We start from the raw sequence: 26,299 nt of genomic DNA, 5'->3' as shown, positions 1-26,299 counted from the left end.
CCCGTCCTCAGATCTCGATGCAGGTACGCAGGGCGGTCCCGGTGCGCATCTGGTCCAGCGCGTCGTTGATCTCCGCGAGCGGCACCTGGTGGGTGATCAGGCCGGCCAGGTCGACCCGGCCGGCCCGCCACAGGGCGATCGTGCGCTCGTAGGAGCGCAGTATGTCGCCGCCGCCGTACATGGACGGCAGGATCCGCTTCTCGTCGAAGAACAGCTCGAACATGTTGAGCCGGAGGAAGTCGTCCATGGCGCCGGCGCCGACCACGACGAGGGTGCCGCCGCGCCGGGTGTTCTCGTAGGCGGTGCGGGCGGTGGCGGACCTGCCGACGACCTCGAAGACGTAGTCGAAGCCCTCACCGCCGGTGACCTGCTGCCTGGCGTCGGCCAGTTCCTCCGGTGAGACGGCCTTGGTGGCACCGAACTTCAGGGCGGACTCGCGCCGGGAGGCCACCGGGTCCACGGCCACGATCTCGGCGGCGCCCTTCAGCCGCGCCCCTTGGACGGCCGAGATGCCGACGCCCCCGCAGCCGATCACGGCGACCGAGGAACCGGGCGCCACGTCAGCGGTGTTGAGGGCGGCACCGAGACCGGTGGTCACCCCGCAGCCGATCAGCGCGGCGATGTCGAAGGGCACGTCCTCGGGGAGGGGCACGGCGCAGCCCGCGTCGACCACCACCTCCTCGGCGAAGGTGCCGGTGCCCGCGAAGCCGAAGAGGTCGCCGCGGGTGCGCCGGAAGTTGGGGGTGCCCGCGTTCATGAATCCGGCCAGGCACAGCTGGGTCTGCCCGCGGGTGCAGGCCGGACAGGCCCCGCAGGCCGGCAGCCAGCACAGGACGACCCGGTCACCGGGTTTCACGTGCCGTACGCCGTCCCCGACTTCGAGGATCTCACCGGCACCCTCGTGGCCGGGCACGAAGGGGGCCGGCTGGGGCAGCACCCCGCTCATCGCGGACAGGTCGGAGTGGCACAGGCCGGTGGCGCGTACCCGGATCCTGACCTTGCCGGGGCCGAAGCCCACCGCCTCGACGTCGTCGAGGACCTCCAGCTTTTCCTGACCGGTCTCGTGCAGTACGGCTGCGCGCATGGTGCGGCTCCCCTCGGAGGCTGTTTCCGGCGTGCTGTCAGGAGTGCTGAACGACGGTGTCGGCGAGCACCGGAGCGTCGTCCCGCTCCACGGCACTCACCGTGACCCGCACCCGCCCCTGCTCGCGCCACATGCACACGCGCAGGGTCTCCCCCGGGTACACGACCCCGGCGAACCGGGTGCCGTAGCCGCGGACCCGGGTCACGTCACCGCCGAGCAGGGTGTCCACGACCGCCTTGAGCGTGATGCCGTAGGTGCACAGCCCGTGCAGGATGGGCCGTTCGAAGCCGGCGCGCTTGGCGAAGTCGGGGTCGGCGTGCAGTGGGTTCCAGTCGCCGGAGAGCCGGTAGAGCAGGGCCTGGTCCTCGTCGACCGGGCACTCGACGGTCCGGTCGGGATCGCCGGTGGGCGGGTCGGTGGCGCGGCTGGGGCCGCGGTCGCCGCCCCAGCCGCCCTCCCCCCGTACGAAGATCTGGGCGTCGTTGGTCCACAGCGGGCCCTCGGCGTCGGCGACCTCGGTGCGCATGACCAGGACGGCCGCCTTGCCCTTGTCGTACACGGCGGCGATGCGGCCGGTGGCGGTGGCGGTGCCCGCCGCCGGGATGGGGCGGTGGAGGCGGAGGGTCTGCCCGCCGTGCAGGACGCGCGCCAGGTCGACCTCGACCCCCGGCATGGACAGCCCGCTGATCACTCCGGGCGAGCCGTTGCCCGCGACGGTGGCGAAGCTCGGCAGGACGTGCAGCCGGGACTCCAGCGTGTAGCGCAGCTCGTCGGGGTCGGTGGCGGGCCGGCCGGCTCCGATGCCGAGGTGGTAGAGCAGCACGTCCTTGTGGGTCCAGGTGATCTCGCCGGTCCGGGGTTCGGCCGCGAGGGCCTTCGCTGCGTCGATGGGCATGGGGCTCCTGAAACAGTGACGGCGAAAGACCCCGGCGCGGACGTCCGCACCGTCGGCCGCACCGGGGTCGCTGCGGGCCGTTCTAGAACGCGTTCCAGTCCGGCGCCCTCTGTATAGCCGAGCACTCCGCAGTTGTGAAGGCTCCTGACGCCGCGTCAGCCGAGGACGGCACCCGTGACATTCGTACTGCCCGGATCCGTACATGCGCATCTGCCGGAGCGGGGGTCCGGCTCCGTAATGTTCGGTTCGTACGCTGCGCGGTCGAACCGCCGCGGGGCGGAGACCGGCTGATCGGGGGAGACAAGGACATGACGGGGCGAGACAGACTTCGGTGCCAGGTGCGGAACTGGCAGGCGGCACGGCGCGAGTGGAAGGCGGAGCACGAGCGTTTCAAGGCCGCGCGGCGGGCCGCCGGGGGGAAGCACGGGTTCGCGGACGTCGACCATCCGGGGCCGCCCCCGACCGGCTTCGCCCTGCTGCCCTGGCTGCTGATGGGCCTGGGGTCCTTCTCCAACCTGCTCCAGGGCCGGACCCCGAACCCGTGGGTCGGTGGTCTGGGCCTGCTCGTCTTCAACTCCCTGTACATCTACGTCACCTTCCGCTCCTTCGACCGGGCCAAGCGCGGGTCGGTGTCCACCCGGGTGGCGCTGGGCCTGCTCGGCCTGGTGACGACGGGACTCGCCCTCGGGTACGGCGGCAACTGGCTGATGTTCTTCCCGCTGCTGGGCCTCGCCGCCGGTGCCACCCTGCGCGGGCCGTGGCTGGGCCGTGTCGGCCTGCTGCTCACGGCTTACGCGGGGGCCGTCTCCTGGGTGCGCGGCGGCTGGGACGACGCATCGAACATCGCCTACGCCACCTTCCTGTCCAGCATGGTGACCGCCGCGATCCTCGGCCTGTCCGAGGCCGTCCGGGAACTGCGGGCCGCCCGCGAGGAGCTGGCCCGGCGCGCGGTGGAGAAGGAGCGGCTGCGGTTCTCCCGCGACCTGCACGACCTGCTGGGGCACACGCTGTCCGTGGTCGTGGTGAAGTCGGAGGCGGCCCGCCGGCTGGCCCCGCGCGACATGGACGCGGCGCTGGCCCAGATCTCGGACATCGAGTCGGTGGGCCGGCAGGCGCTCACCGAGATCCGCGAGGCGGTGACCGGCTACCGCGAGGGCAGCCTGGCCACCGAGCTGACCCGGGCCCGGTCGGCGCTGTCCGCGGCGAGCGTGGAACCGGTGTTCCGCCAGTCCGGGACGCCGCTCGACCCGCAGACCGAGGCGCTGCTCGGCTGGGTGGTGCGCGAGTCGGTCACCAACGTGGTCCGGCACAGCCGCGCGAGCCGCTGCGAGATCACCGTGGAGGGATTCGCCGAACGGGTCCGGCTGACGGTCGCGGACGACGGCACGGCAACCGGCACGGGCGCCCGCGGGGGCGTCGGCGGCACCGGGCTGAAGGGGCTGACCGAGCGCCTCGCGGCCGCGGGCGGCTCCCTCACGGCCGGCCCGGCGCCACGCGGCGGCTTCACGGTCACCGCCGACCTTCCGGTCACCGCCGACCTTCCGGTCGGCGTCGACGAGCGGGCAGCGGCGACTACGGCACCCAGGGCGCGCTGACCGCCCAGCTGACGTCGTTCGGCCAGGACGCGAGGGAGCCGCCGCCCGGGTGTGGCGCAGCGCAGGAGCCGCAGGACTCGAAGGGGCCGCAGGAGCCGCAGGAGCCGCAGGAGCCGCAGGACTCGAAGGGGCCGCAGGAGCCGCAGGAGCCGCAGGACTCGAAGGGGCCGCAGGAGCCGCAGGAGCCGCAGGAGCCGCAGGCGGGACCGCGGCGGACGGTCCAGGGTTTTCTCGAAGTCTCGAGATCTCGAAGGGCGGACGCGATTGTTCGGGCGCCGTAAGAAACCGTCACGCCCCGCCGCACCGGGCCATGCCGAGTCTTTGACCGACGGGTGTCGGCGCGGTGAGCGTCAGCCGGAAGCCCTGCCGGATCCGGGGCCGGCCGGAGGTGGCGCGCGCGGTCGCCGCCGTAATCTGAGGCCATGAACGAGATGTCCCGGGGCCGTCGGCCCGCCAAGTGCATCCGGGTACTGCTCGCCGAGGACCAGGGCATGATGCGCGGCGCCCTCGCCCTGTTACTCGGCATGGAGGAGGACATCGAGGTCGTGGCCCAGCTGGGCTCGGGGGACGGCATCGTGGACGCCGTGCTCGCGCACCGGCCGGACGTGGCCCTGCTGGACATCGAACTGCCGGGCAGGAGCGGACTGGACGCCGCGGCCGAGCTGCGCGTCCAGGCGCCCTACTGCCGGGTGCTGATCCTCACCACCTTCGGCCGGCCGGGCTATCTGCGCCGGGCCATGGAGGCAGGTGCGGCCGGCTTCCTCGTCAAGGACGGACCGGTGGAGGAACTGGCCGCGGCGATCCGGCGTGTGCTCACCGGCGAGACCGTCGTCGACCCGGCGCTGGCCGCCGCCGCGCTCAGTGCCGGGCCGAATCCGCTGACGGCCCGGGAGTGCGAGGTGCTGAAGGCGTCGGTGGACGGGGCGACCGTCGCCGACATCGCCGGCAGGCTCCATCTGTCCGAGTCCACCGTCCGCAACTACCTCTCCTCGGCGATCGGCAAGACCGGCACCCGCAACCGGGCCGAGGCGGTGCGGGAGGCCCGTCAGCAGGGGTGGCTGTGAGCGGGGCCGCCCCCGCGGCGGGTCACTTCGTCACCTCGGCCTCCTTGAGGGCCGTCCCTTCCGGGGCGACGCACACGAACCAGTTCCCTCCCGGGTAGCCGGCCACCGGGCGGATCAGCGAGCTGCCGTGGTGGGCGGCGGGCGCGCGGCCCTCCGGCACGGCCACGGTGGATCTGCCGTCCTTCCAGCGGCAGGTGACCTCCCGGGCGGTCTTCGCCACATGACCGACCACCAGCCGGAAGGGGCCCTTGGCGTCGGCCTCCTCCAGGTTGACGGCGGCTGCCTGGAGATCGGTGCCCGAGAGACGGTCGATCCGCTTGGTCGTGTCGAACATGACCACCACAGGATGGTCGTCGCCGTAGGACCGGACGGAGAAGAACGACGTCTTGCCGACCAGGTCGGCGGCCTTGTCCACCGCCGGCCCCAGACCCATTCGCCGCATGGCGTCGAACTGCCGGTCCGCCTCCCGCGCGTCACGCGGCGCGCCCCACACCTGGACCCGGACCTCCCACTCCTTGCCGTGCTCGGTCCCCCGCGCCAGCTCCGTCTGCTGCGGGTCGTACACATGCCGCTCCTCGGCGGACGCCGGTCCGGGCGCCATCGGCGCCACCCGGTCCCCGTGCTCCCCGGGCAGCCCGGCAAACGCCAGCGTCACCCCCGTGGACCCCGCCAGCACCAGGGTCGTGGCCGCCGCCACCGCCCAGCGCCGCGCCCGCCGGCGCCGGCCGCCGCGCACGACGGCCTGGACCGGGGCTATACCGATCTCGGCCTCGTCCGCCGCGTGCGCGAGCAGGAGCGCGATGTCCGTCTGCGTCATGTCGTGGTTCTCCCGGTCCCCGCTCATCACTTCCGCCCTCCGTGCGTCACCGTCTCCGCCAGTTCCGGTATGGCGCGGAGTTTCGCGATCCCCTTGGCCGTGTTGCTCTTCACCGTGCCGACCGAGCAGCCCATGGCCTCCGCCGCCTGGGTCTCCGTCAGGTCCTCCCAGTAGCGCAGGACGACCGCCGCCCGCTGGCGCGGTGGCAGTTGCGCGAGCGCCGTCAGCAGGGCACCGCGGTCATCGGCCTGGGCGATCCGGTCGCCCGTGTCGGCCCTCTCGCGCACCAGGCCGGAGTCGTCCTTCGGCGCCAGGAACTCCCGGAGCTTCCTGCGATGTCTGCGCGCATGCGCGTTGATCATCACGCGCCGTACGTACGCCTCCGGATCGTCGGCCGCACCTACCCGGCGCCAGGCCACATAGACCTGTTCGAGCGTCGACTGGACCAGGTCCTCGGCCGCGTGCTGCTCCCCCGTGAGGAGAAATGCCGTACGCATCAGCCGCGGCCAGCGGCCGACCACGAAGCTCTGGAACTCCTCGTTCCGAGTCTGCTTCCCGTCCCCCATGGGCACCTCCTAGATGTCTGAAGGAGGCCATGAGGCACCCGGACCGTTGCCTCGATCGGCGGAACCCGACAGATTCTTCTCCTGGGGTGCTCGGTCCTCGGTCCTCGGGTGCTCGAGTCCTCGGGTCCTCGAGTCCTCGGGTCCTCGGGTTCGGCTACACCGCCCGCAGCACCGTCACCACCGCCGCGCCACCCAGGCCGATGTTGTGCGCGAGCCCCACCCGGGCGCCCGGCACCTGCCGCTCCCCCGCCTCGCCGCGCAGCTGCCACACCAGCTCGGCGGTCTGCGCCAGCCCGGTCGCGCCCAGCGGATGGCCCTTGGAGATCAGCCCGCCGGACGGGTTCACCACCCACCGGCCGCCGTACGTCGTCGCACCCGACTCGGCCAGCCCGCCCGACTCCCCCGGCGCGCACATGCCGAGCGCCTCGTACGTCAGCAGCTCGTTGACGGAGAAGCAGTCGTGCAGCTCGATCACGTCGACGTCCTCGACGCCGAGCCCGGCCCGCTCGTACGCCTGCCGGGCCGCCGCCCGGGACAGCGGCTGTCCCACGACGTCGACGCAGGAGCCGGAGGCGAAGGACTCCTCGGTGTCGGTGGTCATGGCCTGTCCGGCGATCTCGGCCAGACCGGTCAGGGACCGCTGCTGCGCGAACCGCTCCGAGACGACCACGGCCGCCGCGGCGCCGTCCGAGGTGGGCGAGCACTGGAGCTTGGTGAGCGGGTGGTGCACCGTGCGTGCGGCGAGGATGTCCTCGACGTCGTACACGTCCCGGAACTGGGCGTAGGGGTTGTGCGCGGAGTGCCGGTGGTTCTTGGCGGCGACCGCGGCGAGCTGCGCCTCGGTGGTGCCGTACTTCTCCATGTGCTCGCGGGCGGCGGCGGCGAAGATCTGCGCGGTCGGCGGGGCCGCCGCGAAGCCGTGCCGGGCGGCCATGATCCCGTAGTGCCGGGCGACGGGGGACGCGGCGAAGTCCCCTCCGCCGGCCCCGCCGCCGAGCGCGCCCTTCTTCATCCTCTCGAAGCCCAGCGCCAGCACGCAGTCGCAGGCGCCGCCCTCGACGAGCTGGCGGGCCAGCATCAGGGCGGTGGCACCGGTCGCGCAGTTGTTGTTGACGTTGTAGACGGGGACGCCGGTCAGGCCGAGTTCGTAGACGGCGCGCTGACCGGCGGTGGAGGGCTGGAAGCAGTAGCCGATGGGAACCTGTTCCACATCCTCGTACGCGATCCCGGCGTCGGCGAGCGCCGCACCGCCCGCCTCCCGCACCATGTCCCAGTACTGCCATTCACGCGTCTCGGGCTTCTCGAACCTGGTCATTCCGACCCCGGCCACATAGGACTTCATGGCCCGTCAGATTAGAACGTGTTCCACCAAGGCGCCAGGCTCCTGACGCCGCATCAGAAACCCATGGATGGGTCAAGGATTCATTAGAGGCCCGAAGCAACGGAATAGTTGCCTGTGCATACGAGGTTTACCCGGCACTTATGACACGCGGAAGGCCTCACTCCATGACAGACACGACGACCGAACAGCCCACCCGCACAGCGGGCGGCGCGGTGGTCCCGGTGCTCGCCTTCGCGGGCATCGTCGTCGCGGTGATGCAGACGCTGCTCGTGCCGGTCATCAAGGACCTGCCGCAGCTGCTGGACACCGCCCCGAGCAACGCCACCTGGGTCCTCACCTCGACCCTGCTGTCGGGCGCCGTGGCCACCCCGATCATGGGCCGGCTCGGCGACCTCTACGGCAAGCGGCGCATGCTCATCCTGAGTCTCGCCGTGATGGTGGGTGGTGCCCTGGTCAGCGCGCTCACCAGCCAGCTCCTCACCATGATCGTGGGCCGGACCCTGCAGGGCTTCGCCATGGGCGCGATCCCGCTGGGCATCGGCCTGATGCGGGACATGCTGCCGCGCGAGCGGCTCGGCTCAGCCATGGCCCTGATGAGCTCCTCGATCGGCGTCGGCGGCGGCCTCGCCCTGCCCGCCGCGGCCCTGGTCGCCCAGCACACGAACTGGCACGCCCTGTTCTACGGCGCCGCCGGCCTCGGCGTGCTCGCCATCCTGCTCACCCTGCTCGTCGTCCCCGAGTCGCCGATGCGCGCCGAGGGCTCCTTCGACCTGCCCGGCGCACTCGGCCTGTCCACCGGTCTGGTGCTGCTCCTGCTGCCCATCACCAAGGGCAGCGACTGGGGCTGGTCCTCCGGCACCACGCTCGGTCTGTTCGCCGCGTCCGTCGCCGTGCTCCTCCTGTGGGGGCTGTTCGAGCTGCGCGTCCAGGCACCCCTGGTCGACCTGCGCACCACCGCCCGTCCGGCCGTCCTCTTCACCAACCTCGCGTCGATCATGGTCGGCGTGGCGTTCTACGTCGTCTCGCTCGTCCTGCCCCAGTTGCTCCAGCTGCCCGCCGCGACCGGATACGGCCTCGGCCGGTCGATGGTCGTCGCGGGCCTGTGCGTGGCCCCGCTGGGCCTGACGATGATGTTCACGGCGCCGGTGTACGCCCGCCTGTCGGCCCGCTACGGCCCCAAGGTCACCCTGATCATCGGCCTGCTGATCATCGCGGTCGGCTACGGCGGCGGCCTCGGCCTGATGGACGCGGCCTGGCAGACGGTCGTCACGTCCGTGATCCTCGGCGCCGGCATCGGCCTCGCCTACTCCTCGCTGCCCGCGCTGATCGTCGGCGCGGTCCCGGCCTCGGAGACCGGCGCGGCCAACGGCCTGAACACCCTGATGCGGTCCATCGGCACGTCGGTGTCGAGCGCCGTCATCGGCATGGTGCTGGCCAACACCGCGAACGACGTGGGCGGCGTCGCGATCCCGACCATGCACGGCTTCCGGGTGTCCTTCCTGATCGCCACGGCCGCGGTGGCCGTCGGCCTGCTGCTCGCGCTCTTCCTGCCCAAGGCCGGCCGCCCGGCCCAGCAGCACACGCAGCTGCGGGCGAGCAGCGAGGAGGACGCGGTGCTGGAGCGGGCCGAGGAGGTGCTGCGCGGCTTCCGCGGCCGGGTCCTCGGCGCCGACGGCGCTCCGGTGGCCCGGGCCAAGGTCACCCTGATAGACCGGCGGGGCCGTCAGGCGGGCGCGACCGTCTCCGACGAGGACGGCGCCTACGCGCTCGCCGTTCCGGCACGGGGCGCGTACGTGCTCGCCGCGCGGGCCTCGGGCCACGGGCCGCTCGCCTCGTCGGCGACGCATTCGGGTGACGAGCGGACGGTGGACGTGGACCTTCCGCTGCCCGGGGAGACCGTGCGCGCCTAGCTGTATCGACCTGGAGCGTTGTTGACGCGGCTGATCGGCGGGTGGCCGCCGCGTGCGGTGTGGCAGCGGTGGTGGTCGTCGGTGTGCGGGAAGTCCGCCAGGGCCGCGGTGCGTTACCCCTAGCGCCCGGGGGAACCGGCCGGCCGGCGGGCGCCAGGGGGGCGGTGCGTTACCCCTAGCGCCCGCCGGCCGGCCGGCGGCTGCGGGCCCGCCGTGGCCGGTCGCGGCCAGGCGGCGCGGCCGCACACCGGATACGGCCCCGCGCCCCTTCGGGCGTTGCCGCACCCCCGGTCACCCCGGTGACCGGGGGTGCGGCAGCATGGGCGTCCGCAACAGCCGTACGACCGGAAGGCGCCCCATGCCCGCCCCAGCCCCCAAGCCCGAGATCCTGGCCGCGTTCGAGGCGGCGAAGGGGTTCATGCCCGTGGACGAGGGGCTGGCGCTGTACGCGGCGGCGGTGGCGGCCGGACGGCTGGGGCTGCCGCTGCTGGAGGTCGGTACGTACTGCGGGCGCTCCACGGTCCTGCTCGCCGACGCGGCCCGCGCGGCCGGGGTCACGGCGCTCACCGTCGACCACCACCGGGGCAGCGAGGAGCAGCAGCCCGGCTGGGACTACCACGACCCGGAGACGGTCGACCCGGAGATCGGCCTCATGGACACGCTCCCGGCCTTCCGCCGCACGCTGTTCAAGGCCGGCCTGGAGGAGCACGTGGTCGCCGTCGTCGGGCGCTCCCCGCAGATCGCGAAGATCTGGAACTCCCCGCTCGGCTTCGTCTTCGTCGACGGCGGCCACACCGACGAGCACGCCGGCGCCGACTACGAGGGCTGGGCGCCGCACGTCGCCGAGGGCGGCCTGCTGGTCATCCACGACGTCTTCCCACACCCCGAGGACGAGTTCACGGGCCAGGCGCCGTACCGCGTGTACCTGCGGGCCCTCGGCTCCGGGGCGTTCACGGAGGTCTCGGCGACCGGCTCGCTGCGTGTCCTGCGGCGAACGGGGGCGGGGATCTGAGGCCCCGGTTAGAGTCGCAGACGTGTCGTACACAGGCCCGGACTTCGATCCTCCGCAGCCCCGCCGGCCCCGGCGCGGCCCGCTGACCATCGCGCTCGCCGCACTGGTGCCCGGTGCGCTGCTCGGCTGGATGGTGTACGAGGCGGTGGGCGGCAGCGGGCCGGGCGGCGAGGACCGCACGGCCTCCCCCGCGCCGGCCCCGCGCATCTCCGCGGCGTCCTCCGCCCCGGCGGACCCGGCCTCCTCCCCGGGCGACGACGGCAAGCCGTCCACCGCGCCCTCCGGCCGGCCGGGCTCCTCCGGCCCGCTCGAGGGAAAGGTCGTCGTCGTCGACCCCGGGCACAATCCCGGGAACTTCCGGCACACCGCCGAGATCAACCGCCCGGTGGACATCGGAACGAACCGCAAGGAGTGCGACACCACCGGGACGTCCACCAACGACGGTTACACCGAGGCGCGGTTCAGCCTCGACCTCGCGCACCGGCTGCGAACGCTGCTGGAACGGCAGGGCGCCACGGTGAAGCTGACCCATGACGGCGACAGCCCGGCCTGGGGGCCGTGCGTGGACGAGCGGGCCCGGATCGGGAACACCGCGCACGCGGACGCGGCGATCTCCCTGCACGCCGACGGCTCCGCCGCCGGCAACCGCGGCTTCCACGTCATCCTGCCGGGGTCCGTGCACGCCGGTGCCGCCGACACCCGTGCCATCGTCGGACCCTCCCACGACCTCGGGGTGCGGATCGCGGGCAACTTCCTCCGCGAGACCGGCGAGCCGCCCTCCAACTACCTTGGCGAAGGTACCGGTCTCGTCACGCGGACGGACCTGGGTGGTCTCAATCTGTCAACGGTTCCCAAGGTGTTCATCGAGTGCGGCAACATGCGCGATAGCAAGGACGCGGCACTGCTCACCAGCGGCGCCTGGCGGCAGCAGGCCGCGCAGGGGATCTCTGAGGGAATCGTGAGTTTCCTGCGCGGGTCCTGACCGGCGGGCGGAACCGGCCGGACAGCCGGATCTTGCGGACGGTAGTGTCTACCGACGACGAGACGACCTACGAAGGACCTGAAGTGAATATCCGCTCCCTCACTAGAGGCGACGGCGTGGTGATCGGAGCAGCGGTGGTGCTGTTCATCGCGTCGTTCCTCAGCACGTTCGACAGCGACGGCAATGACATCCCCAACGCCTGGGACAACCTGGGCCTGGTGATGAGCATGTACGTCGGTGGCATCGTCGGCGCGGTCCTGATCGTCCTCGCTCGCGCCCTCCCGCAGCCCCGCAAGGTCGCCGGCCTGGAGCTCGGACAGATCGGCGTCGCCCTGACGCTCTTCGCCGCGTGGACGTCGTTCTGGACGATCATCGACCCGCTGGGCGCCTTCGACCAGTTCGACCAGTTCCACGTCGGTGCCGGGTCCGGTCTGATCCTGGGTCTCATCGCCGCGCTGCTGCTGGCCGCCGCCGCCATCGCCACGCCCCTGCTGCCCGCGCTCCAGGGCTCGCTGGTGCCGGCCGCCAAGCCGGCCGCCCCGCAGCCCTACGGCGCCCAGCCGCCCGGTGGTTACGGCTACCCCGGTGCCCAGCCCCAGCAGCCGTACGGCGCCCAGCCGCAGCCGGGTCAGCCGTTCGGTCAGCCGCAGCCGGCCGGCCCGGGGGCTCCGGCGCAGGCCGCCCCGGCGGCGCAGCCTCCGGCCGGGGACTTCTCCCCGTTCTGGTTCGCCGTGCCGGTGCCGCGCCAGCTGTTCGGGGAGGACGGCGCACCGACCCCGATCGCCGAACTGGCGCCGGGTACCTGGTACCTGGCCGTCGAGCAGCGCGGTGCCGCGCTGGTCGCGCAGACCCAGGACGGCCGCCGTGGCGTGCTCCAGGACACCTCCGGCATCCAGCGCGGCTGAGCCCCGCACACCGCCGTACCGGCCCCTCGCCCTTCCGGGCGGGGGGCCGTTGTCGTACAGTCGCCTCCCGGCTGGTATCTGACGGAACGTCAGGAGGCAGGCGCATGCGGCTCGGTCTCGCTCTCGGCTACTGGGGACGCGGCCCGGACGCCGGTCATGTGCCGCTCGCCCGGGAGGCGGAACGGCTCGGCTACGACTCGGTGTGGACGGCCGAGTCCTGGGGCTCGGACGCCTTCACCGCGCTGACCTGGATCGCCGCGCGGACATCGACGATCAAGCTGGGGACGGCGGTCGCCCAGATGGCCGCGCGGTCACCGGCCGCCACCGCGATGCACGCGCTCACCCTGGACCACCTCTCCGGCGGACGCGTGCTGCTCGGGCTCGGGCTCTCCGGGCCACAGGTGGTGGAGGGCTGGTACGGCCGCCCGTTCCCGAAGTCGCCGCTGACCGCGACCCGGGAGTACGTGGACGTCGTACGGCAGGTGCTGCGCCGGGACGGGCCGGTCACGGTGGACGGGCGGTTCCATCCCCTCCCCTACCGGGGGCCGGACGGCACCGGCCTCGGCAGGCCGCTGAAGCCGATCACCCATCCGCTGCGCCGCGACCTCCCCGTCCTGCTCGGTGCCGAGGGACCGAAGAACGTCGCCCAGACCACCCGCATCGCCGACGGCTGGCTGCCGCTGTACTGGGCGCCGAGCCGGCCAGAGGTGTACGGGGACGTGCTGCGGGAGTTGCCCGAGGGATTCCTGGTGGCTCCGATGGCCCGGGTGAAGGTGTGTGACGACGTGGCCGAGGGGCTGCTGCCCGTCAAGGCCATGCTCGGCTTCTACATCGGCGGGATGGGGCACGCGGCCCGCAACTTCCACGCCGACCTGATGGGCCGCATGGGCTACGAGCGGGAGGCCCGCCGCGTCCAGGAGCTGTTCCTGGCCGGGCGCCGGGAGGAAGCCGTGCTGGCCGTCCCCGACGCCTTCGCTGACGAGATCTCCCTGGTCGGCCCGCGCGAACGCATCGCCGCGCGGCTGGAGTCGTGGCGGGCGGGCCCGGTGACGGACCTGCTGGCTCTGTCACCGGACCCGCACACGCTCAGGGTGCTGGCGGAGCTGAACTCCTAGCCCTTGGAGAGCTGGGAGGCCGAGGGCACCTGGTTCTTGACCGGGGCACCGGCGTCCTGACCCGCGCCCTTCACCTGGTTGATGATGTCGTCGAAGGAGCCCGCGGAATTCTCATCACCCTTGCGGAGCTTGGACGGCAGGTTCTTCAGGGCGTCGATGCCCGCGCTGAGCGGCGCGATGGCCTTGGACAGCAGCGGATCGCCCTGGGCGTTCTTCTGGGCCGCCTTGAGCCGGTTGTATGCGAAGGCGCCGGCGAGGCCGGCCTTGACCAGGGCCAGCTTGCGGCCCTTGGCGCCCTTCTTGAACTTGCCGGCCTTCCAGGGCTTGACGATCCACTGGTAGGTCGCGCCGGCGGCGAGGCCCGCGTTCGCCACGAACCGGGTCTTGGCGAGCTTCTGGTGTTCGGCGGACGCGGTCGGGGTCGAGGTGGGTGAGTCGGCCGCCGGCACGGCTTGCGCCGCCGCGGATTGCTTCGTACTGCTCTTCTCGCTGCCACAGGCGGTGGCACCGGCCACCAGGGCACAGCACAGGGTGAGCGCCACGAAGAGGCGCCGGATCGGTATGGGCACGTGGTCCTCCGGACGTGTCCTCCCCGAGCGGTCTGTTTCCTCCGGCAGCCTCACCCGAGGCGGCGGGGTGCGCCACTCGGGGGACGCCGTCCGGGTGCCCGGCCCCGTTTCACCGCGCCGGAAACGGCAATCCGAAGAACATGTCTCGATATCGCACGGGAGCGAATCAGGCGGGGACGGTCATCGCGGTCGTCGCCGACATCATGGCCCTCATACTGGGCCTGTGGATTCTGATGTACCTGCTGGACGCGAACCGGGCGAACAGCCTGGTCCAGTTCGTCCATGACGCGGCCTCCTGGCTGGCCGGCTGGTCGCACGATCTGTTCACCTTCGACGAGGCATGGGCCCGGGTGGTCGCCGGCTACGGCCTCGCCGCCGTGGTCTACCTGTTCGTCGGCCACGCCATCGCCAACCGGATGCACCGGCACTGACTCCCACGGCGCGCGGCGGTGTCCGCGCGCCGTGGAACGCCGTGGGCCGGCGCCTCTCGTCTGGATCATGCCGGGCTCACGGCCTGGTCCAGACGAAAGACCCTAGGCGCAGCAGTCCGGGTCGAGGCCGGTCGGCAGGCGGTCGCCGCCGAACACCGCGCAGGTGGCCTCGTGGCCGCCCAGCGCGGCCACGGCCAGGAGCAGGGAGCCCGCCGTCCAGGTGGTCAGCTCGCGGGGCCAGATCGCGTCGTCCTCGAAGACGTAGCCCGTCCAGTACAGGCCGGTCGCGGGGTCGCGCAGGTGCTGGATGGACTGGAGGATCTCCAGTGCCCGGTCGGACTCGCCCACCGCCCACAGGGCGAGGGCGAGTTCGGCGGACTCGCCGCCGGTCACCCAGGGGTTGGGGACCACGCAGCGCACACCGAGGCCGGGGACGACGAACCGGTCCCAGGACTCCTCGATGCGGGCCTTGGCCTCGGTGCCGGTCAGGGCGCCGCCGAGGACCGGGTAGTACCAGTCCATCGAGTAACGGTCCTTGTCGAGGAAGCGCTCGGGGTGCCGGCGGATCGCATGGCGCAGCGCTCCCGCGGCCAACTCCCAGTCCGGCTGCGGCTCTTCGCGCTGCTCGGCGATGGCGAGGGCACAGCGCAGCGCGTGGTGCACGGAGGAGCTGCCGGTCAGCAGGGCGTCGGCGGTGGGCGCGCCGTCGTCCTCGCGGCGCCAGCCGATCTGCCCGCCGGGCTGTTGCAGCCGCAGCACCCATTCGACGGCCGCGTAAACGGTCGGCCACATGCGGTCCAGGAACATGTCGTCGCCCGTGGACAGGTAGTGGTGCCAGACGCCGACGGCTATGTAGGCGACGAAGTTGGACTCGCGGGCGCGGTCGGTGACGTCGTCGTGGGCGCCGTCGGCGTAGGCGGCGTACCAGGAGCCGTCCTCGTTCTGGTGCCGGGCGAGCCAGGTGTAGGCGCGTTCGGCGGCCTCGTGTTCGCCGGCCGCGTCCAGGGCCATGGCGGCCTCGGTGTGGTCCCAGGGGTCCAGGTGGTGTCCGCGGAACCACGGGATCGCGCCGTCCTCCCGCTGCACGGCGAGGATGCCGGTGACGGTCGCGGCGGCCTGCTCGGCGGTGAGGACCCCGGGCAGGACGAGGTGTTCTGTCCGGGGGGTGGTCACTTGGCGGCCACCTCGTCGCAGACACGGGGCAGGTGCGGCTTGGTCGCGTAGACCACGAAGCTCTTGCCGATCAGCGGGTTCAGCGCCTGCTCGGCGACCCGGGTGGCGAGCGGCTTCTTCATGATGTCCCAGACCAGCAGCTTGTGGTACGCCCGCACCGGCAGGGCCTTGTCGTTGTCGACGCCGAACGCGCACTTCAGCCACCAGTACGGCGAGTGCAGGGCGTGCGCGTGGTGGCTGCCGTACGGCTTCAGGCCCGCCTCACGGACCTTCGCGACCAGCTCGTCGGCCTTGTAGATGCGGATGTGGCCGCCCTCGACCTCGTGGTAGGCGTCGGACAGCGCCCAGCAGACCTTCTCGGGGCCGTAGCGCGGCACGGTGATCGCGATGCGCCCGCCCGGCTTGAGCACGCGGACCATCTCCGCCAGCACGCCCTTGTCGTCGGGGATGTGCTCCATCACCTCGGAGATGATGACGACGTCGAAGGACTCGTCCGGGAACGGCAGGGCGAGGGCGTCGCCCTCCATGGCGGTGGCCGTGGCACCCTCGGGCGCCTCCCCCGCCTCCTTCATCGCCGCGAACCACTTGGCGACCTCGCGGATCTCCTCGGCGTTCTGGTCCAGGGCCACCACCTGGGCGCCGCGCCGGTAGCACTCGAAGGCGTGCCGGCCGGCTCCGCAACCGAGGTCCAGGACGCGGTCGCCCGGGGCGAGCGGGAACCGGGAGAAGTCGACGGTCAGCACGTGGCCCTGCTTTCGGAGGAGACGCCTGCAACACTTGCCGGGGCCGCGGAGCGGCTGGGGGTCCGGGCCGGGGGGCGGCCCGGTGACGGGGCCTTGGCGCGGTGGGGGCCCGCGGAGCGGGCGATGGCCTCGCGGTAGTGGGCCACCGTTCCCTCCGCGGCGCGGGCCCAGGTGAACTTGTCCAGCACCCGCGCGCGGCCGGCCCGGCCGAGCCGCGCGCGCAGCTCCGGGTCGCCCAGCAGCCGGCTCAGGCCGGCGGCCAGCGCGCCCGCGTCGCCGGGCGGTACGGCCAGACAGGTCTCGCCGTCACGGCCGGCGACCTCGGGGATGGCGCCGCCGGTGGTGGCGACCAGCGGGGTGCCGGTGGCCATGGCCTCGGCGGCGGGCAGCGAGAAGCCCTCGTAGAGGGAGGGCACGCAGGCCACCTCGGCGGAGCGGATCAGGTCGACCAGTTCGGCGTCGGAGATGCCCTTGACGAAGTCGACGGCGCCTTCGAGGCCGTACCGCTCGATCGCCTGCGCGACCGGGCCCTCCTGGGGCCGCTTGCCGACGACGACGAGGTGGGCGGCCGGGTGCTCGGCGCGCACCTTGGCGAGTGCCTCCACGAGGAACACCAGGCCCTTGAGCGGCACGTCCGCACTGGAGGTGGTGACGATCCGGCCCGGTACCTCGGGGACGGCGGGATTCGGCGCGAACAGGTCGGTGTCGGCGCCGATGTGGACAACATGGATCCGGTCGTCGCGGACGCCGAGGTGGTCCACGATCTCCTGGCGGGAGCTGCCGGAGACGGTGAGGATCGAGGGCAGCCGGCGGGCGACGCGCTTCTGCATCCGTGTGAAGGCGTACCAGCGGCGCACCGAGTAGCGGCGCTGCCAGGTGCCGGCCGCGTCCAGCTCCAGCTGCCGGTCCACGGTGATCGGGTGGTGGACGGTGGTGACCAGGGGCGCGCCGATGTCACCCAACAGCCCGTAGCCCAGGGTCTGGTTGTCGTGGACGACGTCGAACTCGCCGCGCCGGGCGCGCAGATGGTGGCGGGCGCGCAGCGAGAAGGTCAGCGGCTCGGGGAAGCCGCCGGTCCACATGGTCGCGACCTCCAGGGCGTCGACCCAGTCCCGGTACTCGTCCCGCTTCGGAGTGCGGAAGGGGTCGGGCTGGCGGTAGAGGTCGAGGCTGGGCAGCTCGGTGAGGGTGAGGCTCGGGTAGCCCTCGTCCAGGACCGGATACGGCTGGGAGCCGATGACCTCCACCCGGTGACCGAGGCGGGCCAGCTCGCGCGAGAGGTGCCGTACGTAGACACCCTGCCCCCCGCAGAACGGGTTCCCCTTATAGGTGAGGAGCGCGATGTCGAGCGGTCGCCCGCCGTCGGCAGCGGGTTCCTGGTCGGCACCCGCTTCCCGGGCCTCAGCGGTCACTCCGGTGCCCCCTTCTGCCTGCACTCCCGCGAGACTACGACGGGACGCTAATCTAGAACAAGTTTCAGACTTGATCGTTCAAGAGGCTCTGAATCTACCGGCAGGTAGGGGCACTGTGAGCAGTGGATCAGGTGATTCGCGCCACGGCGCGCGGCCCTGCCATGCTGGTTGATCACGAGCCCTACAGACGCCCTCACCGACTGTCACGGAACGGGACCCATGCCTGCGGAAGCCAGTACGTCGCGTCCGGCCACCCCGCCCCTCACCGAGCGGCAGGAGGCCCGCCGCCGCAGGATCCTGCACGCCAGCGCCCAGCTGGCCAGCCGGGGCGGGTTCGACGCCGTGCAGATGCGTGAGGTCGCCGAGTCCTCCCAGGTGGCCCTCGGCACGCTGTACCGCTACTTCCCGTCCAAGGTGCATCTGCTGGTCGCCACCATGCAGGACCAGTTGGAGCACATGCACGGCACCCTGCGGAAGAAGCCGCCTGCGGGTGACACGGCGGCCGAACGGGTGGCGGAGACGTTGATGCGCGCCTTCCGGGCGCTCCAGCGGGAGCCGCACCTGGCCGACGCGATGGTCCGCGCCCTCACCTTCGCCGACCGCAGCGTCTCGCCCGAGGTCGACCAGGTCTCCCGGCAGACCACGGCGATCATCCTGGACGCGGTGGGTCTGGAGAACCCCACCGCCGAGCAGCTGTCGGCGGTCCGGGTCATCGAGCACACCTGGCACTCGGCCCTCATCACCTGGCTCTCCGGCCGCGCCTCCATCGCCCAGGTGAAGATCGACATCGAGACGGTGTGCCGCCTGATCGACCTGACCGAGCCGGCCCCGCGCGGATGACCTGCCGCGCGCGCACGGAGAACGCGCACCCCCGCGCGGATGACCCGCCGCGCGCGCACGGAGGAAGCGCCCGACAGGACGCGGAAAGACCTACGAGACGGGTTCCCTTCGCCGGCATGGTCCGGATCAGGTCTAGGGGTCGCCGTCCGGCCTGACTGCTGCTTTCCGGCCTCTCAGCCCCACCGTCGCTGTCGGCCCGGGCGGATGCTCGCGCGTCTCGCCTGAGTCGGCTACTCCGGTTGGACTCCCTCACTCGCCTCGTAGGCTGATACCAGCATAGACCCGGGCAGGGCCGACGGAACCCCCCATTTCGTACCAATTTCCCACCACGCTGTCGACGGCCGCCCCCGTCGGGCCTGCCCCTCGGTCTGCCGGCTCCAGCCCGCTCCGGCTCCGTGCCCGCGGCAGCGTGGGTCTCGCCGACCAGCCGCTCGGCCTCTGACGAGGGCACGCGCTCCCCGCCCCGTCGGAATGCCACCGGAGCCCCCGCGGCCGCCGCATCGCTACTCCTCCGGCGGGAACACCGCCTCCCCGCTGTCCAGGAGGGTGATCGTGATGGCTTCCACCGGGCAGCTCTCCGCCGCTTCCAGGATGCGTTCGCTCGCGTCCGTGTCCGGCTCGGCGGGGTGGGACTGGCGGGCCGAGTCGAGGCGGAAGCCGTCGGGGGCGTGGTGGAGGCACTGGGCCGAGCCGATACAGACGGAGCGGTCGACCTCGACGTGCCAGCGGTCGCCCATTCTCACGCTCCCGCCGGGAGGTGGATCATCTTGTGCTCCAGGTACTCGCCGTAGCCCTCCGGACCGAACTCCCGCCCCAGGCCCGACTTCTTGTAGCCGCCGAACGGACCGAGCATGTCCAGGCTGAAGGTGTTGACGGAGTACGTGCCGGTGCGGACCTGCCGGGCGATGTCGGTGCCGCGCTCGACGTCGGCCGTCCACACGCTGCCGGAGAGGCCGTAGTCGGAGTCGTTGGCGATGCGCACGGCCTCCCGCTCGTCGCCGTAGGGGAGGAGGCAGATCACCGGGCCGAAGATCTCCTCGCGGGCGATGCACATGGAGTTGTCGACGTCGCCGAAGAGGGTCGGCTCGACGTACCAGCCCTGGTCCAGGTCCGCCGGACGGCCGCCGCCGGTGAGGATCTTGGCGCCCTCCTCCTGGCCCAGGCGGATGTAGTCCAGGTTGCGCTGCTGCTGGCGGCGGGCGACCAGCGGGCCGACCTGGGTGGCCGGGTCGAGCGGGTCGCCGACCTTGAGCGCGCTCGCCGCCTGCGCGAAGGCGTCGGCGAACTCGGCGTAGCGGGCGCGCGGCACGAGGATGCGGGTCTGGGCCACGCACGCCTGGCCGTTGTTCATCCAGGCCGCCGGGACGATCCCGGAGACGGCCGCCCCCAGGTCCGCGTCCGGCAGCACCAGCGCCGCCGACTTGCCGCCCAGCTCCAGGGTGACCCGGGTCAGGTTGCGGGCGGCGACCTCCATCACCCGCCTGCCGGCCGCGACCGAGCCGGTGAAGGAGACCTTGTCGACGCCGGGGTGGCCGACCAGGTACTCGCTGACCTCCCGGTCGGCGGGGAGGATGGAGAGGACCCCCTCCGGCAGGCCCGCCTCGCGGGCGATCTCGCCGAGGAGGTAGGCGTCCAGCGGGGACTCCGGGGACGGCTTGAGGACGACCGGGCACCCGGTCAGCAGGGCCGGCGCGAGCTTGGCGGCGGCGACGAACTGCGGGACGTTCCAGGGGACGACGGCGGCGACGACGCCGACCGGCTCGCGGCGGACCAGGATCGGGCCGAGGGCTCCGTCCCGGCGCTCCTCGTAGGTGAAGTCCCGGGCGACCCGGATCGCCGCGTCCCACACCATCATCGCGCCCAGCGCCTGGGCGAGGACGCTCCAGGAGTACGGGGAGCCGTTCTCGGACGAGATCACGCGGGCAATCTCCTCGTGCCGGGCAGCGATCCCGTCCTTGATGCGGGTGACGACCTCGATCCGCTCCGCCGGTGTGGCGCGCGGCCAGGGGCCCTCGTCGAAGGCGCGGCGTGCCACGGCGACCGCCCGGTCCACGTCCTCCCGGGAGGCGTGCGGCACCCGGCCGATGACCTCCTCGGTGTGCGGGGAGATCACCTCGATGACGTCCCGGCCCAGCGGGTCGGTCAACTCCCCGCCGATGAACAGCTGTCCGTGTTCCACGAGCTCGGTCATGGCCGACTGCCTCCCGCCGCACCGCGCACATCTGACGCGGTTTCAGAACTGATACCAGTTCTAGTTATCGGGGGCAATGGCCGAAGCCGGGCGGGGCCGCACCGGCGGGTGCTCCGCCAGTGCGGCCCTGATCACGAGGAGTTGCGCGGCCTCAGTCGCAGTACCGGTTGTAGGCCGAGTTGTAGCCCTGGTTGTAGCCGTCGACGTAACCGTGCGCCCACGAGGAGTCATGGCCTCTCGAGTAGCCGGACCCGTAGCCGTCGCGGTCGCAGTCGGAGCGCGCGTCGGAGAAGCCGTCACGGAAGCCCTGCCGGAAGCCCTGCCGGTAGTGGTCCTGTTCCGGGACAACCTTCGTGGAACTCACGTGTGTTGCAGGAGGGGACGCGAACGCCGGCTGGACGCTCAACGGCATGAGGGCGACACCGGTCGCCACCAGGGCGGAACTGAGGGCGGCAGCCCTCTTGATGGTCCTTCGCTGCATGAGCTCTCCCCAGATCGCTCATCGCTCATATGGGATATGTCCACTCTAATAGGCCGAAAGCGGGACGCAACTCCTGGGCGGTCGGCCCGCTCGGCAGCTTCGCCCGACTCATCTGACGTGACGTCAGGTCTGGTTATAGTGGGCACGGTCGGAGGCTGCGGGCGGCGGGGCGGAGGAGCCGGATGGCGGAGACGTTCGATCACGGCGGGGGCGTACGGTCCGTTCAGGTACCCATCCCGGACAATCCTCTCGGCCACACGCTGGTGTACGTGGTGGACACCGACCGGGGCCCGGTGCTGATCGACACCGGCTGGGACGACCCCACCTCCTGGGAGACGCTCGCGGCCGGGCTGGCGGAGTGCGGTACGGCGGTCCGGGAGGTCTACGGCGTGGTCGTCACGCATCACCACCCGGACCACCACGGGCTGTCGGCGCGGGTGCGCGAGGCCGCCGGCGCCTGGGTGGCGCTGCACGCGGCCGACGCGGCGATCGTGCGCCGGGCCAGGGAGAGCCGGCCGGAGCGGTGGTTCGCGTACATGGCCGCCAAGCTGACCGCGGCCGGGGCTCCCGAGGAGCACGTCGCTCCGCTGCGGGCGCCCCGCGGCCGGACGCTGCCCGGGCTCTCGCCCGCCCTGCCGGACCGGGACATCGTCCCGGGCGAGCTGCTCGACCTGCCGGGCCGCCGGCTGCGCGCCATCTGGACCCCGGGACACACGCCCGGCCATGTCTGCCTGCACCTTCAGGAGGAGCACCCGGCCCGGCTCCCCGGCCACGGCCGCCTGTTCAGCGGTGACCACCTGCTCCCCGGGATCACCCCGCACATCGGCCTGTACGAGGACCCGGACGACGCGACCGTGACCGATCCTCTCGGCGACTACCTCGACTCCCTGGAGCGGATCGGCCGGCTCTCCCCCGCCGAGATCCTCCCGGCCCACCAGCACGCCTTCACCGACGCCCCGGGGCGCGTGCGGGCGTTGCTCGGCCACCACGAGAGCCGCCTGTCCAACCTCCTCGCCCTGCTCGCCGAGCCCCTCACCCCCTGGCAGCTCGCCGAACGCATGGAGTGGAACCGTCCCTGGGCCGACCTCCCCTACGGATCGAGGAACATCGCGGTCTCGGAGGCCGAGTCGCACCTGCGGCGGCTGGTGAAGCAGGGACGCGCGGAACCGGTACCGGGGAGCGGACCGGTGGCGTACGTGGCGGTGTGAGAAACGGCTGCCCCACCGGGCACGGGTCGATCACGGCCGGCCGCCGTCCGTCCCCGTCGGTCAGGGGCGGCCCGTACAGGTGGCCACCGCGGTGACCGGTGCCGGCCGTGCCGCCGCCGATGAGCGGCGCGGTACGGCGGGCGGCGAGGAGGAGCGGCGCGGTACGGCGGGCGGCGGGGAGGTCAGACGCGTGAGCCGAGTCCTTCCGTGGCGACCGCCTGCCGGCGGAACCTCTCGACGGCCGGCGCGTGGAACTTCAACGCGTGCGCGACGGACTCCAGTTCATTGTCGGGCACACAGACGAACCGCCGCCGGCCGTCCGCCGGCAGCGCACGGTCGCGGTCGTCGGGCGGCGCGTGCAGCATCCCGGCCGCGATCCGGATGTCCACCGCCGCCGCGATGCCCCGCGCGACGGACTCGGGGTAGCCCGCCGCCGCCGTCACCTGCCGCAGCCGCTCCCGCCGGACCGCGCACAGGTGCGGGGCCAGCTTGAGGAGGCCGTCGTTGATGGCGGCCCGGCGCAGTTCCAGACGGAGGGCGGCACCGCTGACCCGCCCGGTCGCGGGCGCCGCCGGCGCGGTGACCGTCAGCATGGTCTGCCACAGCGGCTTCAGGCGCCGGTGGGCGCGCACCAGCCGCCGGCGTTCCGCCAGCAGCGGACCGGCCTGGCCGGCGATGAAGGCCACGGCCACCAGGACCGCCTCGACGATGGCGAACGGGGGCGCGACGTACGTCGACAGCCAGTCCCAGTCCCGGCCGCTCCACCGGGCCCCGATGGCCGCGAGTTTGGCGATGTCGAAGACGAGCCCGAGGGCGTACGCCTCCTGGAGGAAGATCACCGCCCGGCGCAGCCAGGTGTCCTCCAGCTCCCGGTACCAGGCCCACAGAAGACCGGCCGCGACCAGCGCGGACACCAGGTGGGCCAGGAGGTAGAGCAGCACGAACTCGCGCATCCAGGGCGTGTCGGCGTAGTAGGTGTCGAGGTCGCGCAGCCGCTCCGCGTGGTGGTCGCCGAGCAGGAACGTCGTCCACAGGCCGACGATGATCACGGCGTACGCCATCCAGACCAGGCGGGTGCGCCGACGGCGCGCGGCGGACGGCGGCTCGCGCCAGGTGATGATGAGCCACAGGCAGGCGCCGCAGTACGCGGTCAGCAGTGAATACACCCACATGCTGGCGAAGTTGGGGATGCCGACGAGCCGGTTGATGCGGTGCAGATTGGCCGGCGGCAGCGAGGCGAAGACGACCGTGCCGATGCCGAGCAGCAGAGCGGTGGCCCGCAGGATCGGGTCCTGCCAGGCGCGCCGCAGCAACGGCAGTTTGATCACGAAGGCCACGGCGAGCAGGGCCGCCGGTACGACATAGCCGGTGAGGGAGCCGGAGATGTCCCAGCGCATCAGGGGCCGCCGATGTTGCCCAGGGAGGAGGAGAGCCGGTCGGTGAGGGTGTCCTGGGTCATCCGGCCGGCCGCGCCCGGGCCGACGACCTTGGAGAACTTCGCCGCGAGGCGCAGCCCGCACTCCTCGGCCTCCCACTCGGCCTCGGCCGCCGCGGCGGCGGACGAGCGGGCGGCCATGGCGACCACCCGTTCCCAGGGGATGTCCTCATCGGCGCGGGACAGCAGCCGGCGGGCGGCGGCGGGCAGGCCGGCCGGATGGTGCACGTCCATCGTGCCGTAATGGATGTGGCCGATCTCGTGTCCGGTGATGACGAACTTGTGCGGGTCCGGAGCCCGCTCCTCCACCACGACGATGTAGTCCTCCTCCCGGGCGAGGGTGACTCCGGAGATGTCCAGGCCGGGCGGGAAGGCGACGAACCTCAGCCGGACCGGGCGGCCCACCTGCGGGCCGAGCGTGGCGCACAGCGCGTGCAGGAACGCCTCCGGGGAGGTCGGCGGGGTGAGGGTCCGGACGGTCTCGCGCACGAGCCGGTCGAGGAAGCGCTTGGGGGACTTACCGTGCTTCGCGGACGGCGCCGGCCGCGGATGCTTCGGCTCGGCGGAGTGTTCAGGCACGACCGGTGTCCCCCGCCCGCTCCGAGGTGATGATCATCTCGGCCAGGTCGGCCAGGGTGGCGAGTTGCCGGGCGTTCATCTTCGGGGCCCGGGCGGCCAGCCGTACCAGCCCGCTCTCGCGCAGCCGCAGCAGCGGGTCCGCCTGCGCCTCCAGGTCCTGCAGCACCGGTTGCAGCGCCTCGTGCAGCGCCTCCGGCTCGTCCGCCGTGAAGAAGCCCGCGGGCAGACCGAAGAACCGGCGCAACCGGTCCACGTGCTCCAGGCCCGGCATCCCGCTCTTGCGCCACTCGCTCAGCCACTGCCGGCTGGTTCCGGCGATCCTGGCCAGCTCGTCCAGCGAGTACCGCTTGCCGTCCGGCCGGCGCCGGCTCTCCCGGATGAAGTCCAGCCGCTGGCGCACCCGTTGGGCCAGACAGGTCTCGGCGGCCCGGCCCCCGGAGAGCAGTTCGACGACGGTGCCGACGGGGATGCCGGTGCGGTACGACAGGCCGGCCACGTCGAGAGCCTCCGGCAGCCGACCGGGCCGGCCGGTCAGCTCGCCGAGCCGGTCCAGGACTTCGACCAGCGCGGCGTGGGCGTCACTCACCGAGTCCCCCCTGGGCGTGTCATCCGTTCGGTGGCTGGGCGCGAGGCTACCCGCTCGCCCGTTCGGCGACCAGACGTGACAACAGCCCCTGCCTAATTACGCAGCAATCGTTGACAGTTGAGGGGGTGGTGGGTGAGGATCACTGCACGGAGAGCAAGATCCGGACCCGCCCCGGGTGCCGCCTATGGGGGAGCGGCACCGGGGGCGTTCTCTCGACCCTCCCCCCGCGGAAGGTCGAGGCACCATGGCGCAGCCCGTCGTCCTTCTCGGGGCCGGCCGCAAGGACTGCGGCGGCGAGTTCTCGCTGGCGCGGATCGCCGCGGCCGGCCCGGTGCTTCTGGTCGACCCGGATCCGCCCGCCTGGGCGCACCCGTATCTGACCGGCCATCTCGCGGCCGACCCGGCCGGGGAGAGACGGACGGCCGAGGCGCTGCTGCGGTACACGGCCGGGGACCCGGTCGGTGGTGTGCTGACCTGGTCCGGGGAACTGCTGGTCAGCGCCGCGCGGATCGCCGGCCGACTGGGGTTGCCGGGCCTGCCGTACGAGACGGCCGCGGTGTGCGCCGACCCCGTCGCGTTGCGGACGCTGCTGGTGCGGCACGGGGTGCCGACGGCCGGGCCCGAGGACTCCGGGGCCGACTCCCAGGCCACGGAGGGGCCGCTGGTGTCCGCCGAGGCCGTCGTCCTGGACGACGAGATCCGCATCGTCGCGCTCACCCGTACGACCCCCAGCCCGCCGCCCGCCCGCCGCCCGCTGCGGCACTGTGTCCACGCCCACGACGGACTGCTGCACAACCGGTTCCTGCGCCAGTGCGTCGAGCGGACCGTACGCGCCCTCGGCCTCACCCACACGGTCGCGCACCTCACCCTGCGGCTGACCGCCCGCGGCCCCCGCGTCCTGGGTGTGGCCCCGCATCTGCCCGGCGACCTGATCCCGCTGCTGGTGGAACGGGCCACCGGGGTCGACCTGGCCGGGGCCGCCGCCGCGCTGGCCACCGGCCGGCTCCCGGACGTGACCCCCACCCGGCAGCGGGCCGCCGCCGTCCAGTTCGCCTACCCGGCCATGTCCGGCCGTCTGGCCCACCTGCGGCTGGACCCCGCCGCCGAACACGAGCCGGCCGCCGAGCGCATGGTCCTCACCCGGCGGACCGGTGACCCGGTGACGGCGGCCCCGCACGCGGACCTCAGCGACCGTCTGGCCCACTGGGTGGCGACGGGCGAGGACGCCGCGGAGTGCGAGGAGACCCTGCGCCGCATGGCCCGCCATCTGACGGCGACGGTGACGCCGGCGGCCGGGACGTGCGCGGCCTGAGCACCCGCCCGCACGGCCGTGACCCCGGTCACCGCGCCCGTGTGCCCACGGC

At 72.7% G+C, this 26,299-nt stretch carries 26 protein-coding genes and 1 pseudogene; 11 read left to right on the top strand and 16 right to left on the bottom strand.

Translation table 11 applies throughout. The features are described from left to right. Window positions 1-7: 7 nt before the first annotated feature. Window positions 8-1,084 (bottom strand): Zn-dependent alcohol dehydrogenase, encoded by a 1,077-nt coding sequence (locus ACIGYR_RS10865; protein ID WP_399595730.1) that lies wholly within the window; start codon window positions 1,082-1,084, stop codon window positions 8-10. Between the two features lie 37 nt (window positions 1,085-1,121). Beyond that, complete coding sequence (locus ACIGYR_RS10860) at window positions 1,122-1,979, bottom strand: MaoC/PaaZ C-terminal domain-containing protein (RefSeq protein WP_399595732.1); 858 nt, start codon at window positions 1,977-1,979, stop codon at window positions 1,122-1,124. A 308-nt stretch (window positions 1,980-2,287) separates the two neighbouring features. Between ACIGYR_RS10860 and ACIGYR_RS10855 the strand changes: the two genes are divergently transcribed. Both ACIGYR_RS10855 and ACIGYR_RS10850 read left to right on the top strand, forming a co-directional pair. Further along, the gene (locus ACIGYR_RS10855) at window positions 2,288-3,574 is read left to right on the top strand and encodes a sensor histidine kinase (RefSeq protein ID WP_399595733.1); all 1,287 of its coding nucleotides are present in this window, start codon (window positions 2,288-2,290) and stop codon (window positions 3,572-3,574) included. A gap of 422 nt (window positions 3,575-3,996) precedes the next feature. After that, window positions 3,997-4,638, top strand: a complete 642-nt coding sequence (locus ACIGYR_RS10850) for a response regulator (protein WP_391838768.1) — start codon at window positions 3,997-3,999, stop codon at window positions 4,636-4,638. Between the two features lie 22 nt (window positions 4,639-4,660). Here ACIGYR_RS10850 and ACIGYR_RS10845 read toward each other — a convergent pair whose 3' ends face one another. The 3 genes from ACIGYR_RS10845 to ACIGYR_RS10835 form a co-directional block, all read right to left on the bottom strand. After that, window positions 4,661-5,482 (bottom strand): hypothetical protein, encoded by an 822-nt coding sequence (locus tag ACIGYR_RS10845; protein ID WP_399595735.1) that lies wholly within the window; start codon window positions 5,480-5,482, stop codon window positions 4,661-4,663. Beyond that, a complete protein-coding gene (locus ACIGYR_RS10840; protein WP_399595737.1) occupies window positions 5,482-6,021 on the bottom strand; it encodes a SigE family RNA polymerase sigma factor in 540 nt (179 codons plus the stop codon). The genes ACIGYR_RS10845 and ACIGYR_RS10840 overlap by 1 nt, the downstream gene beginning before the upstream one ends. Window positions 6,022-6,175: 154 nt before the next feature. After that, a complete protein-coding gene (locus ACIGYR_RS10835; protein WP_399595739.1) occupies window positions 6,176-7,363 on the bottom strand; it encodes a thiolase C-terminal domain-containing protein in 1,188 nt (395 codons plus the stop codon). Window positions 7,364-7,527: 164 nt separating this feature from the next. On the opposite strand from ACIGYR_RS10835, the gene ACIGYR_RS10830 reads away from it, so the two are divergent. Further along, on the top strand, window positions 7,528-9,273 hold the full coding sequence (locus ACIGYR_RS10830) for an MFS transporter (RefSeq protein ID WP_399595741.1): 1,746 nt from the start codon (window positions 7,528-7,530) through the stop codon (window positions 9,271-9,273). Here ACIGYR_RS10830 and ACIGYR_RS10825 read toward each other — a convergent pair. Beyond that, window positions 9,270-9,386: pseudogene (locus ACIGYR_RS10825) on the bottom strand (IS481 family transposase); the annotation flags it as partial. The gene ACIGYR_RS10830 and the pseudogene ACIGYR_RS10825 overlap by 4 nt on opposite strands. Window positions 9,387-9,631: 245 nt before the next feature. Between ACIGYR_RS10825 and ACIGYR_RS10820 the strand changes: the two are divergent. The 4 genes from ACIGYR_RS10820 to ACIGYR_RS10805 all read left to right on the top strand — a co-directional run bounded on the left by ACIGYR_RS10820 (window position 9,632) and on the right by ACIGYR_RS10805 (window position 13,287). Continuing rightward, the gene (locus ACIGYR_RS10820) at window positions 9,632-10,285 is read left to right on the top strand and encodes a class I SAM-dependent methyltransferase (protein WP_391838758.1); all 654 of its coding nucleotides are present in this window, start codon (window positions 9,632-9,634) and stop codon (window positions 10,283-10,285) included. A gap of 22 nt (window positions 10,286-10,307) precedes the next feature. Continuing rightward, window positions 10,308-11,267 (top strand): N-acetylmuramoyl-L-alanine amidase, encoded by a 960-nt coding sequence (locus tag ACIGYR_RS10815; protein WP_399595742.1) that lies wholly within the window; start codon window positions 10,308-10,310, stop codon window positions 11,265-11,267. A gap of 83 nt (window positions 11,268-11,350) precedes the next feature. Next, on the top strand, window positions 11,351-12,172 hold the full coding sequence (locus ACIGYR_RS10810) for a hypothetical protein (RefSeq protein WP_391838754.1): 822 nt from the start codon (window positions 11,351-11,353) through the stop codon (window positions 12,170-12,172). A 104-nt stretch (window positions 12,173-12,276) separates the two neighbouring features. Beyond that, window positions 12,277-13,287, top strand: coding sequence for an LLM class F420-dependent oxidoreductase (locus ACIGYR_RS10805; RefSeq protein WP_399595744.1), 1,011 nt, complete (start codon window positions 12,277-12,279; stop codon window positions 13,285-13,287). Here ACIGYR_RS10805 and ACIGYR_RS10800 read toward each other — a convergent pair. Further along, entirely contained in the window at window positions 13,284-13,856 is a 573-nt protein-coding gene (locus tag ACIGYR_RS10800; RefSeq protein ID WP_399595746.1) for a hypothetical protein, read from the bottom strand. The two genes, ACIGYR_RS10805 and ACIGYR_RS10800, sit on opposite strands and share 4 nt — an antisense overlap. Before the next feature lie 140 nt (window positions 13,857-13,996). Here ACIGYR_RS10800 and ACIGYR_RS10795 point away from each other — a divergent pair, with 140 nt between their 5' ends. After that, a complete protein-coding gene (locus tag ACIGYR_RS10795) occupies window positions 13,997-14,287 on the top strand; it encodes a hypothetical protein (RefSeq protein ID WP_345046988.1) in 291 nt (96 codons plus the stop codon). A 102-nt stretch (window positions 14,288-14,389) separates the two neighbouring features. On the opposite strand, the gene ACIGYR_RS10790 is transcribed toward ACIGYR_RS10795, so the two are convergent. Genes ACIGYR_RS10790 through ACIGYR_RS10780 form a run of 3 tightly spaced genes read right to left on the bottom strand, consistent with a single transcriptional unit; the run spans window position 14,390 to window position 17,615 of the window. Continuing rightward, window positions 14,390-15,460 (bottom strand): prenyltransferase/squalene oxidase repeat-containing protein, encoded by a 1,071-nt coding sequence (locus ACIGYR_RS10790; RefSeq protein WP_399595748.1) that lies wholly within the window; start codon window positions 15,458-15,460, stop codon window positions 14,390-14,392. Continuing rightward, window positions 15,457-16,203, bottom strand: coding sequence for a class I SAM-dependent methyltransferase (locus ACIGYR_RS10785; protein WP_391838746.1), 747 nt, complete (start codon window positions 16,201-16,203; stop codon window positions 15,457-15,459). Before ACIGYR_RS10785 ends, ACIGYR_RS10790 begins: the two co-directional genes overlap by 4 nt. Continuing rightward, window positions 16,197-17,615, bottom strand: coding sequence for a glycosyltransferase family 4 protein (locus tag ACIGYR_RS10780; RefSeq protein ID WP_399595750.1), 1,419 nt, complete (start codon window positions 17,613-17,615; stop codon window positions 16,197-16,199). Before ACIGYR_RS10780 ends, ACIGYR_RS10785 begins: the two co-directional genes overlap by 7 nt. Before the next feature lie 219 nt (window positions 17,616-17,834). Between ACIGYR_RS10780 and ACIGYR_RS10775 the strand changes: the two genes are divergently transcribed. Continuing rightward, complete coding sequence (locus ACIGYR_RS10775; protein ID WP_391838742.1) at window positions 17,835-18,455, top strand: TetR family transcriptional regulator; 621 nt, start codon at window positions 17,835-17,837, stop codon at window positions 18,453-18,455. Between the two features lie 503 nt (window positions 18,456-18,958). Here the strand turns inward: ACIGYR_RS10775 and ACIGYR_RS10770 are convergent. The 3 genes from ACIGYR_RS10770 to ACIGYR_RS10760 form a co-directional block, all read right to left on the bottom strand. After that, on the bottom strand, window positions 18,959-19,192 hold the full coding sequence (locus ACIGYR_RS10770; RefSeq protein ID WP_391838740.1) for a ferredoxin: 234 nt from the start codon (window positions 19,190-19,192) through the stop codon (window positions 18,959-18,961). 2 nt (window positions 19,193-19,194) lie between these two features. After that, on the bottom strand, window positions 19,195-20,646 hold the full coding sequence (locus ACIGYR_RS10765; protein WP_399595752.1) for an aldehyde dehydrogenase: 1,452 nt from the start codon (window positions 20,644-20,646) through the stop codon (window positions 19,195-19,197). Between the two features lie 151 nt (window positions 20,647-20,797). Continuing rightward, a complete protein-coding gene (locus ACIGYR_RS10760; protein ID WP_399595754.1) occupies window positions 20,798-21,127 on the bottom strand; it encodes a hypothetical protein in 330 nt (109 codons plus the stop codon). Between the two features lie 182 nt (window positions 21,128-21,309). Here ACIGYR_RS10760 and ACIGYR_RS10755 point away from each other — a divergent pair, with 182 nt between their 5' ends. Beyond that, window positions 21,310-22,335 (top strand): MBL fold metallo-hydrolase, encoded by a 1,026-nt coding sequence (locus ACIGYR_RS10755; protein WP_399595756.1) that lies wholly within the window; start codon window positions 21,310-21,312, stop codon window positions 22,333-22,335. A 182-nt stretch (window positions 22,336-22,517) separates the two neighbouring features. On the opposite strand, the gene ACIGYR_RS10750 is transcribed toward ACIGYR_RS10755, so the two are convergent. From ACIGYR_RS10750 to ACIGYR_RS10740, 3 genes are read right to left on the bottom strand one after another with little or no spacing between them, the layout of a single operon-like run. Further along, the gene (locus ACIGYR_RS10750) at window positions 22,518-23,732 is read right to left on the bottom strand and encodes an MAB_1171c family putative transporter (protein WP_399595757.1); all 1,215 of its coding nucleotides are present in this window, start codon (window positions 23,730-23,732) and stop codon (window positions 22,518-22,520) included. After that, entirely contained in the window at window positions 23,732-24,349 is a 618-nt protein-coding gene (locus ACIGYR_RS10745) for a hypothetical protein (protein WP_391838730.1), read from the bottom strand. The genes ACIGYR_RS10750 and ACIGYR_RS10745 overlap by 1 nt, the downstream gene beginning before the upstream one ends. Then, window positions 24,342-24,935, bottom strand: a complete 594-nt coding sequence (locus ACIGYR_RS10740) for a helix-turn-helix domain-containing protein (protein ID WP_391838728.1) — start codon at window positions 24,933-24,935, stop codon at window positions 24,342-24,344. Before ACIGYR_RS10740 ends, ACIGYR_RS10745 begins: the two co-directional genes overlap by 8 nt. 244 nt (window positions 24,936-25,179) lie before the next feature. Here ACIGYR_RS10740 and ACIGYR_RS10735 point away from each other — a divergent pair, with 244 nt between their 5' ends. Beyond that, complete coding sequence (locus tag ACIGYR_RS10735) at window positions 25,180-26,247, top strand: hypothetical protein (RefSeq protein WP_399595759.1); 1,068 nt, start codon at window positions 25,180-25,182, stop codon at window positions 26,245-26,247. The last annotated feature ends 52 nt before the right edge of the window (window positions 26,248-26,299 follow it).

The organism is Streptomyces sp. NPDC053076 (assembly GCF_044546845.1).
Classification (GTDB): Bacteria; Actinomycetota; Actinomycetes; order Streptomycetales; family Streptomycetaceae; genus Streptomyces.
The sequence above is the reverse complement of the archived record's forward strand: the minus strand, read 5'-3'. Positions and strand labels throughout refer to the sequence as shown.